Below are 12,828 nucleotides of genomic sequence, written 5' to 3'. Positions count from 1 at the left end.
TTATTCCAGTCCTTTTTTATCAGGATTCCAAAATGGTTTTGTTTTAATTTGTTTGGTATTCCAGTTTAGTTCATTTCTAAAATAGTGATTTAATGCTACACAAACTCTACTGTCTCCTGCAATATAAACAATTTTATTTCCTTTTAATTTAGGAGTAATTTCTTTTACCTTTTCTAAAATTTCGTTTATTGGGTTTTGTTCTAAACAATAACCATTAAATGGTTTAGAACCATCTATATCATCAAAAAAAGCATTTTGGTTTTCACTATATAGTATACTTTCTACTTGCTTATTATTTGGTAAGTTTCTGTTTAGAATGTATAAATGTGATAAGGCAGATAAATCGCCAATCATTAAATAGCTTTCTGCAGTTTCATCTAATAAAAAGTTTCCTTTTTTCCATTTAAAATAGACAGTCTCTCCTACTGAACAATTAGTTACCCATTGCGATCCAATACCTTTGCTATCGGTTGCAATGGCAAGATCTAAATAGCCTTCAGTTTGGTTTATATCCCAAACACTATAGCTACGTACTTTATCTTTCATTGATAAATTATCATTACCAATTCCGATTCCTAAACGTAAAAAATAGCCAGGTTTAAAATCAGCTTTTTTTAGACTTTCACTTTTCAATCTGATTTTATAAACAGATGCAGAAATTTTTTCCTTTTGTTCAATAACAGCTGCTTCTAAAACAACCTTTTTGATTATGTTTTCTAATAATCCCATCTTACTTTAAGATTTTAGTCTTTTTCGTTTTCTTCTTTCAATAAACTTATTTTTCATAAAAGGAATTCTGATGATAAAACCAATACCAACAACTATGGCATAAATAAGCCATGTTTTGTCTAAAATAGCCAAGTGTAATAAGCTTAAGAAGATAGCTGTATACGCAAAACTTTGTAATTTTTTCCAGTTCGATTTTAGGTACTTCATCGACTTTCTATTAGAAGTAAAAAACAACGGAATTAATATTAAAATTGCCACAAAACCAGCTACATAATTTACTTGTGTAAAGGTTTCTAAAAACCCTTCTGCCCAAATAAAAATAATAAAATGCAGAAAACTCCAAACAGCTGTTGCAATTCCCATTGCCTGACGGACAAATAGGTTCATTACACCAAAAATGATAAAAACCGGAGTTAATGTTAAAACAGCCGTCATCCAACGGATGGCAAACTCACCAGAAACATGATACAACATTTCTAAAGTCGTTTTTCCGTCAGCTCCTTTGCCTTCTATCAACGAAAGAGAAAATCCGTTAGACAGATCTACATTAAACATATTGATGATTACAAGCATTGGTAATAGCGCTAGAATAGCAACAATTACCCAACCGTAATTCTTTTTTATTGCTTTCATTATTTGTACATGGTATTATTGTTCAAAGCCTCTTTTGGTACTTGTTGAATGCTGTCCCAATGTTCTACTATTTTACCGTTTTTATCAAACCTAAAAAAATCCATGGTCACATAATTATCGTTGTCTGGCCATTCTTGATAGGTGTGTAAGGCAACCAAATCTCCTTCGGATATTGCTCGTACAAAGTCAATCGTTTTTACCGGAAATTCCTTTTGCATTCTATCAAAATAATCAATAAACGCCTGTGGCCCATCTCCTACCATTGGGTTGTGTTGGATATATTTTTCACCTACATATAACGCAACAGCTTTTGTAGGGTTTCCTTCATAAGCCATTTTGTAAAAAGCAATTGCATTCTTTTTATTTTGTTCTATATCCATGGTATTATAGATTTTCTTTTAAAGCCGCTAATTCTTTTTCTAAAGTTTCTGCTTTTAGCTTAAATTTCTCCATCGCTTTTTTCATCTGACCTATTTTTTTGAAGGCTTCATCATCTTGTACTGCCGTATAAATAGTATTTCCTTCTTTTTCTTTTATTTTTGATTTGCTGCCACATGTTGGGCAAATTCCTACTTGACTCATAATATTTGTTTTATAGTTTACAAAGGTCTAATTATCTCTTTATTATAAAAGGTAAATCTAGGGTTCTCTATGGTAAATGTAAGAAATGTGTTGTTATTCCTTTATTGATATTAAGACTACTTTCCCTCCAAATTTAGATTCTAATTGATATTTTCCGGTTTCAGCAATTACTTTTAAAAACGCTTTAGATGCTGTCATATTTGCATTATCAACATAAATAATTGTTTGCTTATGAAAGTTAGGTGCAAGTATATTGAATAATGGTAAATACAAATCCTTCCAACCATCTAAAAATAATAAATCTATAGGTTCATCATGCCCTTTTAAGGTTTCCATTGCATTACCAATTCTTACATCTACAAGGTTTAAAACACCTGCGTTTTTAAAGTTATCGGTGGCTCTTTTTGCTTTAGATTCAATTAATTCGGTTGTAATAATTTTACCCTTCGTTTCTAGTATTCCTTGTGCTAAGAAAAGGGTAGAAATTCCGAAAGATGTGCCGAATTCAACAATATTTTTTAAGTTTTTTTCTTTAATAAGCGCTACTAGTTTTGTTCCTTGTTCTTTTGATATGGACAAATAAACATCTTTAAAATCTATCGGTTGAATTGATCTAAAAGCACTTTTTGCCAAACCTTTCATTATTTTATAATGATCGTTTTTTGAATCATTAAATAATTGATTTAATAGCACGTTAATTTTATTCGATTGTTCTATCATAATAGGTTTAATTATTTAGTACTGCAAATTTGATAAGATTCCATACAATTGTTTTTATCAAAAGATGCTTAAAAATGGTGAATATGAACCCCTAAGAAATTAAACGGAATTCTATAACAAAAAAAAATCTGATAAACACCAAATGGAATTTATCAGATTAGATATATTGATAAGAAGTAATTGCTTCTATTATTCTGAAACTTATTCAGGTCTTTTTAAATGATCTATAATACCACTTGTAAACACTGTTCTTAAAGTTCTTTCTGGTTTATTTTGATAACCCACTATAATAGAACTGTGCATTAGCATTTTATCAAAATCAAAAACAATGGTTAAATAGTCTTTTAAACCTATTTCGTGCCAATTCACTAAATACATGTCGTTTCCAAGTTTTGTTGATCTGTATGGAATGTCTTCGTTTCCGTTTCCTTTATTTGGCCCATCAACCCATTGATATTTTGCTTTTCCATCTTTAAATTCCATGTGCAATCCAGCACCATTTTGATATTGAAAATTAAAAGAATACCCGTCTAAAAGGTGCTCTGCTTGTCCAAACTGGAAGTTATTTTCTGCTTTTGGTTCATTTTGTGAAAAACCAAGTCCTACTGTAAATAGTGCAAGACATAATAAAGTAATTAATTTTGCTTTCATCTTTTTTGAGTTTTAAATTTAATACAAAGTTGCTATAAAACTCTTTTATGAGAAAGGTAAATCTTAAGGTAATAATGGTAAATATAGGAATTAAAAAAACTGCTGATTTTTAAATTCTTTCGGACTTACCTTCATTTTCTTTTTAAAAAACTTTGTAAAATTAGTAACCTCATCAAAGCCAGTATCAAATGCAATTTCTTTTAAGCTTTTGTTGGTACTCATCATATCTCGCTTTATTTCTAAGATAACATAATCATCAATAAAGTTTTTAGCCGTGTTTAAGGTAAATTCTTTTACGGCACTATTTAACGTTTTGGTAGAAATAAATAATAAATTGGCGTAGTCTTTTACATTTCTGGTTTTTGTAAAATTATTCTCTACCAAACTTTTAAACTGATCAAAAGTATAAAACTGTTTCGACTTGTTTTTTGGAATGTAATTATCAGGAGATTTACGTTCTAACTTTAATAAATACAAATCTAGAAACGCCGCCATAATATTACGATGCGCAAAACTATTCTCTAGTGCAATTTCCGATTGCAATTGATGTATTAGATTCTCATTGTCTATTTTATTTTTAAAAACAGGAGAAGACAAATGGTAATTGTATAAATTAGAAATTAAATTAATAGAAGATTTAGAGAAATAATTCATCAGAAACTCTTCTGTAAAAATTATTAAAAAACCTTGGTATGTTGCATTTCTTTGAAAGGAATGTACTTGTCTTTTCGCTATTTTAAGAACCGTACCTTCTTCAACCTTATAATCCTTTAAATCAATTTGATGAGTGCCAGTTCCTTTTGTTACAATTAGCAAGGCAAAAAATGCAATTCTATGTGGCTGCCTTGGTTCATGATCTTCAATGCTATCTAACCTTTCAAATAAATCTGATAAGTTTAAAAGCTCAAAAATGCTTTTACGATTTTTTCCTTGAAAGGCTATGTTTGGAATGTTTTTCAAACGATTACTTTAATATTTTAAATAAACAAGATTTGCAAAAGTAAAATTACAAATTCCTATTTTATGGTTTCAAATTGTTAATATACTCTAACGAAGTTAGTTTTTTAAGACTAAAAGTCAAAATACAAAACATTTAATTTTTCAAATCAGCTTCTAAAATTGTATCCACAGAATACTTTAATCAATTTAAAGATTAATTAAAACCAGTTTTTGAAGCTATTTCCTGCTTGGAATTTATCTTTAGCGAAGTCGAAAGACTATATCTTTTTTTCGTACCTCTAAAAAGAATGCCGTAGCAATCAGGGCTAGACTAGTTTGATAACTTTAACGAACAACAGAATATTTGTGTACCTTTTAAATATTATTTTGTAAACTGTAACAATCTCTTTACCCTTCATTTAGCTAAAATTTTGTTATATAACAAAAAAAGAAGCTATAGAAAGATTGGGTATATTTCATTTAATTAGAAACTACTTTCAAACCAACAATAGAAATTATTAAAGTCGAAATAAAAAACAAACGCCAAAAAGTAGCAGGTTCTTTAAAAATGAAGATTCCCACAAGTACGGTTCCTATTGCTCCTACTCCTGTCCAAACTGCGTATGCCGTTCCAATTGGTAATTCTTGCGTTGCCTTTACAAGTAAAACCATACTTAAAGACAAACAGGCTAAAAAACCTACATACCAAAATGTAGCTTCTGTACCCGTGCTTTCTTTGGCTTTTCCTAAACAAGTAGCAAAAGCGACTTCAAAAAGTCCGGCAATAATTAATAATATCCAATTCATATTTAATTTTTTGTTTTTTTTTGTTTGATGATTACGATTACAAAAAGCGAACCTTTTGCTCTCTAATAAACATTATAAAAGCTAAAAGCTCAAAACACCAATTTATAGTATTTTGAGCTTTATTACTATTTAATTTTCAGAAAAACTTACTGTACTTGCTAACTACTTTTTATTGAATTTCTTCAATTTCAAAACCAGCACTTTTAACAGCCTTTATAACGCTATCTTTATCTTCATCATCTAATTTTACCTCTAAAATTTTATCATCATGTTCTAAATCTACTTTCCAAAAATCTAGGTTATCTAGATCGTTTAGCACAGGTGTTACAGATTTAATACAGCTTCCACAATGAATATTTGTTTTGTATTTTACGGTTGTCATAATTTTTATTTTTAATTTAATTTTTTATTCTTTAATCTTAAACTGTTAGAGAGTACAGAAATGGAACTCATAGACATGGCTGCACCCGCAATCATTGGGTTTAATAAAAAACCATTGATAGGATATAACGCTCCTGCCGCAATTGGTATTGCAATAATGTTATAAATAAATGCCCAAAATAAGTTCTGTTTGATGGTTTTCATGGTTTCTTTAGACAATTGAATGGCTTTAGAAATTTGTTTTAAATCGGAATGCATTAAAGTAATTCCGGCACTTTCCATGGCAATATCTGTTCCGCTTCCCATAGCAATACCTACATCTGCTTGCGCCAAAGCATGAGAATCGTTTATACCGTCTCCTGCCATCGCTACAATTTTACCTTGTGCTTGTAGCTCTTTAACAAAAGCACCTTTGTCTGCAGGCATTACATTGGCTTGATAGTTTTTTATCCCAACTTTGTTGGAAATGGCTTTTGCTGTTTGTTCATTATCACCAGTAAGCATATGAATGTCAATACCCATTTGCTGTAATTTTTGAATGCCTGCAAGCGTTGTTTCTTTTACTTTATCGGCCACTGCAATAATACCTACTACTTTATGTTGATGCGCAACATATACTACCGTTTTAGCTTCTACTTTTAATTCGTTTGCTTTTGTGTTTAAAGCAATCGGAATTGTAATCTCCTTTTGAATCATTAAACTTTCATTTCCTATATGATAATGCTCATCCTTAAACTTTGCTTCCGCTCCTAAACCTGTAATACTTAAAAAAGAATCAATACCCACAGTTTCTGTCTGTAATACTTTTAAATGTTCTACAATTGCATCTGCAATAGGATGTTCTGATTGTGTTTCTATAGCCAAAACCACTTTTTCTAGTTCGGTAGATGCTACTTTAGTATCCCAAATTAAATCGGTTACTTTTGGTTTTCCTTCTGTTATAGTACCCGTTTTGTCTAAAATTAAAGTATCAATTTTATACGCTGTTTCTAGCGCTTGTGCATCTTTAATTAAAATTCCTTGCTGTGCTCCTTTTCCAATACCTACCATTAAAGCTGTTGGGGTTGCCAAGCCTAACGCACACGGACAAGCAATTATTAAAACCGTAATGGGCGTTAATAATGCGTAGGTTAATGAAGGTTCCGGACCTAAGAAATACCATAAAACGGCCGTAATTAATGCTAAACTAATTACAACCGGAACAAAAATTCCTGCAATTTTATCTGCCATTTTTTGAATGGCTGGTTTACTAGATTGTGCTTCTTCTACTAATTTAATAATTTGAGAAAGTAAGGTTTCATCGCCAATTTTATTGGCAATAATTCTTAAAGATCCTTTTTGATTGATGGTGCCTGCAAACACTTTGCTTCCTTTTATTTTTTCAACAGGAATCGGTTCTCCAGAAATCATGCTTTCATCAATAAAAGAAACTCCTTTTTTTACTTTTCCGTCTACAGGTATTTTATCTCCTGGTTTTAAGATAATGAGTTCTCCTTTTAAAATTTCATCATATGTAATTACTTTTTCTTCTCCATTTCGAATGGCAGTTACTTTTTTAGGTTGTAAACCCATTAATTTTTTAATGGCTGAAGATGTTTTGCTTTTTGCTTTCTCTTCAAAAAAACGCCCTAATAAAATTAAGGTTATAATAATTACTGCCGATTCGAAATACACATGAGGCGTAAGTCCTTTACTTAAAAAGTATTGCGGATTTACGGTATTAAAAACACTGAATAAAAATGCAATTCCCGTACTTAATGCCACAAGTGTATCCATATTTGTGGAAAACTTCTTTAATCTTTTCCAAGCAATCGTATAAAATTCTGATCCACTATAAAACAAAACTGGTAATGCTAGCGCCATCATAATCCAGTTTTCATAAGGTATTTTCCCTTTAAGAAACATAGACATCATAAAAACTGGTATCGAAAATATGGCCGCGAAAATCAACTTCTTTTTAAGGGAAATCAACCTTTTCTTCTCTAATATTTCAAATTCTTTTTTAGTGTCTTTGCTATTTCCTGTAATTAGTTTAAAACCTATTTCCTTTACTTTTTTAGAAATTGTTTCAAGTGAAATAGTACTTTCATCGTACTTTATGGTTACCGATTGATTTGGATAGTTTACAGCAACTTCCAAAATACCTTTCTGTGGTTTTAGATACGACTCTATACTGATTGCACACGAAGCACAAGTCATTCCAGCTACTTTATATTGTTCTTTCATGCTATCATCAATTTATTGTACCACAAAATTACAGTTACTATTTTCATAAAGTGTTACACAATTTCTACAATCATTTATATAATTATGATATGTCGATTTTTAACTTTAAAAAGCGTCTAACGATTGATGCTTGGGATCTTTTATTTTTTTAAACTGAGAAGGAGACATGCCGGTTTCTTTTTTAAACTGAGCAGAAAGGTGTGCCACACTGCTATAATTCATTTGAATGGCAATTTCTGACAGTGTATATTCTTTGTAAAAAAGGAGTTCTTTTACGTGCTCTATTTTTTGTTTTAAAATAAATTTCTCAATAGTAATTCCTTCTACAGAAGAAAAAAGTTTGCTAAGTGAAGCGTATTCATGTTGTAATTTATCCGCAATAAAATCAGAAAAATTAATGATTAAAGGTTCTTTAGAATGATGAATTTGCGCTACGATTAGCGCTTTAATTTGAGTTATAATTTTTTGATTCTTATCTTCTAACAACTCAAAACCTCTTTCTTTTAATCGCTTACTCAATACTGCTTTTAGCGTATCATTTATTTCTGAATTACTTTCTAATTTACCCAATTGAATATCCTTAACAGATATTTTTAAATCTTCACTAATTTCTTTTACCACGTCTATACAACGTGGGCAAACCATGTTTTTAATGTAAATAACGTTTGTGTCCATTTTAAAATTTTAAAAATCAATTGAATCTTTTTGAGAATTCTTTTATTCGTTTGTAAAGTTTCTTAAATCTTTATTAGCTCCATAAATTACTAAAATATCATTTTCATCGAGAACGGTATCTGGAGCAATCACACCTTGTACTTGTTCTTCATTTCTAGAACGTCCTACAATACTTCTTACTTTTGTTTTTTTAATGGTGGTTAAGGCTAAAATATTATATTTTCTACGTAGCTGAATTTCCCTAATAGTGCTACCAATGTATCTTGTAGGAATATTTACTTCTATAATACTAAAATCTGCACTTAACTCAAAAGAATCTACCACATTTGTTAAACATAATTTTTTTGCCCATCGCTCTGCAGATTCTTCTTCTGGATGCACAATTTCTTCTATACCAATAGCATTTAAAACTTTTTCATGTAAAGGATTAATTGCTCTACTAATTAATCGTTTTACTTGCAAATTTTTAAACAATGCCGTGGTCATTACATTGGCACCTTGGTCTTCTCCAAAGGCAATAATAACAACATCAGTATCGCTTAAAGGCAAACCAGAAACAGTAGATTCATCCGTAGAATCCATACAAATAGTATGAGATATTCTTTCTTTATACAGTTCTACTTTGGCCATATTGTTATCTATCCCTATAACCTCATTTCCTTGAGTGGTTAATTTTTCTGCTAACGGCGCTCCAAAATTTCCTAATCCTACAATAATATACTTCATAATTTTAGTTTATTGTTATTTCTTCGCTTGGATAGCGATAATTTTTATGTTTAATTTTTTTGAAAACTGCTACCATTATAGAAAGCATACTTACTCTTCCAATAAACATAATGGCAATTATAACTAATTTACTAGCAATACCAAAGCTAGCCGTAATTCCTAAACTTAACCCCACGGTACTATAGGCAGAAAAACTTTCGAAAGCGATCTTTAATAATCCTAATTCTGGATTAAACATGGTGATAAGCATAATTCCAGAACCTATTACAAATAAGGAAAGCGCAATGGTTGCAAATGCTCTTTTAACAGAAATATCAGCAATTTCTCTTCTGTATACTTCTATCCTATTTTTTCCTTTTGCTAAACTTAATATATTTAAAATTGCAATGGCAAAAGTACTTGTTTTAATACCACCTCCGGTGGATGCAGGTGAAGCCCCAATCCACATTAATAAAAATGTAATCATTATTGTTGGAGATGCTAGTGCATTCATATCTACGGAGTTAAAACCGGCTGTTCTAGGCGTTGTTGCTATAAATAAGGCATTTACCATTTTCCCGAAAAGAGAATGTTCTTCTAACGTATTATGATATTCTATAATAAAGAAAAGTATAAATGCAATACCTGTAAGAGAAAAAGTGGTAATTAAATTAATTCGACTATTAATTTTTAACACCCAAGGTTTATAAGCTTTTCTGTATGTTTGAAATCTAAAAAAATTTAGAATTACATGTTTTAAATATTTTAAAAGATTTACAACAATAGGAAACCCTAAACTCCCCATAAAAAACGTTGCAATTATAACCAATTGTAACGGGTAATTAAAACGAAAACCAACTTCATAAATACTATTACTTAATGTAGAAAAACCAGCATTACAAAAAGCAGAAATAGCATGAAATATGGAGAAAAACAATTTGTCTACAAAATTGGTTACTAATTTATCTCCTAAAGAGACATAAATAAGCAAGGCAGCAATTAACTCTACCGTTGCAGTAATTACAATAATGTTTTTTAAAGTATTAAAAACCCCTCCAATTCTTTGCGAATTTGTCATTTCAGTTAATGTCAATTGATTTTCATAAGTACTTCCTCCTTTAAAAAAGTAACTAAAATAACTGGCAAAAGTTAAAATTCCCAAACCACCTATTTGAATAAGAATAAGAATAATAGATTGTCCGAAAATAGTAAAATAAGTTCCTGTATTAACCACGGCTAAACCTGTTACACAAACAGCACTTGCAGACGTAAATAAGGCATCAATAAAAGATAAACCATTGTAAGTGGCCTTTGGCATCATCAATAATAATGAGCCTAGAAAAATAATGGTTAAAAAACTTAAAATAAATAACTGAGCAGGATTTAAATAAATTCTGTTTAAATTTAATTTAAGTTCAGAAAATTCTCTAATAAATGATAAAATAACGGCTAAAACAAGCCACATTGGGTTGTCTAAAACTAAATCTGTCTGAAAAGATTCTCCAACAAACAAATACATGTAAAAGATGCATAAAGAATACACCACCGAAAGAAAATCAAATACCGCTACATTTCTTTTTAAGAGATGAGGTCTTTCAAAATAACGTACAAAAGTAGACATTAAGCCCAATGCAATTACGATAAAATAAAACACATCTATAAGTTGTTGTACAAAAATAGTTTGATCAAAACCAAAATGAAATATAAAAGCAAACAATCCTAAAACGCTTGCCCAAAATGCCGTTTTATATATTTTTTTGAGAACAAAATTCATTCGGTAAAAGTAGTCTTCATTATTAATATTCTTCTTAACTTTTTATTAGTTTTTTTTAGTAATTCCTTGCATTACAAAATTCTAAAAAAATATTAGCTATTAATATCTAAAACGTATTTTCGTTCTGCTATTTTTATCAATATCATTTATTATTCGCTTAGATAATTAAACGTACACCACCCAATTCTTCAATTTTATAAGGAAAACGATCTCCAGGAGAACCAATAAACATAAAATTAATAGGAATTTTCCACTTTTTAGACAGACTAGCAATTAATTCTGGAGAGAAAACACCTTCTTCAATTATAAATTCAATTGCAATTTCAGGATATTCTCTATCTAAAAAATCTACTTCTTGCTTAAGTTGTTTGGGCATTACATTATCTTTATTCGCAACAAATACCAACTTTAACTTTTTTGTATGTTCATTATTAGATATGTATAACATTACTTGGTTTAAATTTGCAATATTATCTCCTTTGGTAAAAAAAACAAACTCCTGAGAATTAATTTTATCAATGACAGAAAGTAGTTTTCTATCCGTATTTAATACTGCTTTTCTAAAAGGATCGAAAACCGAATGCATTATTTTTAGTAAAACTTTCAGTAATAAAATTCTATTTAGCATAATGCTGATAAAAATAATAGAAGGAATAAAATACTCTAAAAACACGGATAAGTTACTAGGTAAACCATCTTTTGGTTCCATACTAATATTACCTACTAAAGCAAAAATAACAGCAGTAATTGCAACTGCAATAGCAAACCAACTAGCCCTTTCCGGACGAGGTAAACTAGATCTTTTTACTTTCAATAAAACATTACCAATTCCAAAAAGAGCCATTACAGATAAAAACGAAATGGTATAAACACCTGCTAAAAGTTTTACGTTTCCGTTGGTAATAAGTAAAACAGAGATTGTTAAAAGTAAGAAAACAATAATAATACGATATGAACTACCTTTTTTGTTTTTCTTTAGAAAGTACTGAGGTAAAATACGATCTAAGGCCATACGTTCTAACAAACCAGAAACCCCAACAAAACTAGTAAGCACTGCTCCACTTAATACTAAAAAGGCATCAATAGCAATTAAAATAGCCAACCAATTGCCACCAACATGAGAAGCCATTTCTATTAATAATGTATTTTGATAAGCATCACTTTGCAACAAGGGCATAGCAAATAAAGACAATGCAAACAAAGCTGCTAAAGGGTTGATCACACTTACTACAATCCACATATTTTTTAGTGTTTTAGGAAAAACACCTTTTTCTTGTTCCTCTACAAAATTGGCGGAACTTTCAAAACCAGAAACCCCTAACATGGAAGCTGCAAAACCTAGAAAAATAGCATTTGTTATACTCCCTCCAGTAGTTGGTAAATGCCAATTTTCTATAAAAATATCAAAACCACTATTTAATAAAAAGAAAATGATAAAAACACTTAGTAGTGCAAAAGAGGCTAAATGAAAAAGGAAAATTCCGATAGCAACCTTTGCCGATTCCGAAACTCCACCTATGGTTAGTACTCCAAAAAAAGTTAGTAATATAATAGTGGCTATAATTATAGGTATTGAAGGAATTAAATGATGCAGATAATGAATGGCTTCATTGGCAGAAATTACTGCTGTAGCCATATAAGATAACAAGGTTAATGTAGCCGCAAAAGAAGCCATAGATTTACTTGTTGTGTTTAATAAAGCGTTATAAGCACCTCCGTTTAAAGGCAATGCTCCCACCACTTCTCCGTATATTTTCCTGAATAAAAAGAGCACTAATGATACAATAAGCAAGGTTACCCAAGCATATTGACCTGCAAAAGCAATCGCTAGCGCAGACACATATAAAACAGATGAACTTATATCATTTCCACAAATAGCTGTAGATGCTAAAACAGATAATTTTTTATGCTTTTTCATTGAAAATCCTTCTTAATATTTAAGATTTTATTTGAATTATAATTTAATTTATTTATAAAACCAAGATCTAAATTAATACTTATTTAAG

At 30.1% G+C, this 12,828-nt stretch carries 14 protein-coding genes; all 14 read right to left on the bottom strand.

Going from position 1 to position 12,828, the window contains the following annotated elements:
• On the bottom strand, nucleotides 1-729 hold the full coding sequence (locus MPF19_RS14865) for a siderophore-interacting protein (RefSeq protein ID WP_249988873.1): 729 nt from the start codon (nucleotides 727-729) through the stop codon (nucleotides 1-3).
• A gap of 6 nt (nucleotides 730-735) precedes the next feature.
• A complete protein-coding gene (locus MPF19_RS14860) occupies nucleotides 736-1,362 on the bottom strand; it encodes a ferric reductase (RefSeq protein WP_249988871.1) in 627 nt (208 codons plus the stop codon).
• Nucleotides 1,362-1,742, bottom strand: a complete 381-nt coding sequence (locus tag MPF19_RS14855) for a nuclear transport factor 2 family protein (protein WP_249988870.1) — start codon at nucleotides 1,740-1,742, stop codon at nucleotides 1,362-1,364. Before MPF19_RS14855 ends, MPF19_RS14860 begins: the two co-directional genes overlap by 1 nt.
• A gap of 4 nt (nucleotides 1,743-1,746) precedes the next feature.
• On the bottom strand, nucleotides 1,747-1,944 hold the full coding sequence (locus MPF19_RS14850; protein WP_249988869.1) for a hypothetical protein: 198 nt from the start codon (nucleotides 1,942-1,944) through the stop codon (nucleotides 1,747-1,749).
• Between the two features lie 93 nt (nucleotides 1,945-2,037).
• Nucleotides 2,038-2,664 carry an O-methyltransferase gene (locus MPF19_RS14845; protein ID WP_249988867.1) on the bottom strand — a complete coding sequence of 209 codons (627 nt, stop codon included), beginning with the start codon at nucleotides 2,662-2,664 and terminating at the stop codon, nucleotides 2,038-2,040.
• 201 nt (nucleotides 2,665-2,865) lie between these two features.
• Nucleotides 2,866-3,315, bottom strand: coding sequence for a MoaF-related domain-containing protein (locus tag MPF19_RS14840; protein WP_249988866.1), 450 nt, complete (start codon nucleotides 3,313-3,315; stop codon nucleotides 2,866-2,868).
• Nucleotides 3,316-3,405: 90 nt separating this feature from the next.
• The gene (locus MPF19_RS14835) at nucleotides 3,406-4,275 is read right to left on the bottom strand and encodes an AraC family transcriptional regulator (protein WP_249988864.1); all 870 of its coding nucleotides are present in this window, start codon (nucleotides 4,273-4,275) and stop codon (nucleotides 3,406-3,408) included.
• 459 nt (nucleotides 4,276-4,734) lie between these two features.
• Nucleotides 4,735-5,061: a DMT family transporter gene (locus tag MPF19_RS14830; RefSeq protein ID WP_203393697.1), complete on the bottom strand. Its 327-nt coding sequence runs from the start codon at nucleotides 5,059-5,061 to the stop codon at nucleotides 4,735-4,737.
• A gap of 169 nt (nucleotides 5,062-5,230) precedes the next feature.
• Nucleotides 5,231-5,443 carry a heavy-metal-associated domain-containing protein gene (locus MPF19_RS14825; protein ID WP_203393696.1) on the bottom strand — a complete coding sequence of 71 codons (213 nt, stop codon included), beginning with the start codon at nucleotides 5,441-5,443 and terminating at the stop codon, nucleotides 5,231-5,233.
• 11 nt (nucleotides 5,444-5,454) lie between these two features.
• A complete protein-coding gene (locus MPF19_RS14820) occupies nucleotides 5,455-7,668 on the bottom strand; it encodes a heavy metal translocating P-type ATPase (protein ID WP_249988863.1) in 2,214 nt (737 codons plus the stop codon).
• Between the two features lie 105 nt (nucleotides 7,669-7,773).
• On the bottom strand, nucleotides 7,774-8,343 hold the full coding sequence (locus tag MPF19_RS14815) for a helix-turn-helix domain-containing protein (RefSeq protein WP_249988861.1): 570 nt from the start codon (nucleotides 8,341-8,343) through the stop codon (nucleotides 7,774-7,776).
• A 42-nt stretch (nucleotides 8,344-8,385) separates the two neighbouring features.
• Entirely contained in the window at nucleotides 8,386-9,069 is a 684-nt protein-coding gene (locus MPF19_RS14810) for a potassium channel family protein (protein WP_203393693.1), read from the bottom strand.
• A 4-nt stretch (nucleotides 9,070-9,073) separates the two neighbouring features.
• Nucleotides 9,074-10,822 (bottom strand): TrkH family potassium uptake protein, encoded by a 1,749-nt coding sequence (locus MPF19_RS14805; RefSeq protein ID WP_249988860.1) that lies wholly within the window; start codon nucleotides 10,820-10,822, stop codon nucleotides 9,074-9,076.
• Between the two features lie 157 nt (nucleotides 10,823-10,979).
• A complete protein-coding gene (locus MPF19_RS14800; RefSeq protein WP_249988859.1) occupies nucleotides 10,980-12,740 on the bottom strand; it encodes an APC family permease in 1,761 nt (586 codons plus the stop codon).
• Nucleotides 12,741-12,828: the final 88 nt, after the last annotated feature.

Source organism: Polaribacter sp. Z014 (assembly GCF_023555435.1).
Classification (GTDB): domain Bacteria; phylum Bacteroidota; class Bacteroidia; order Flavobacteriales; family Flavobacteriaceae; genus Polaribacter.
This window is presented reverse-complemented; position numbering and strand designations above follow the sequence as displayed.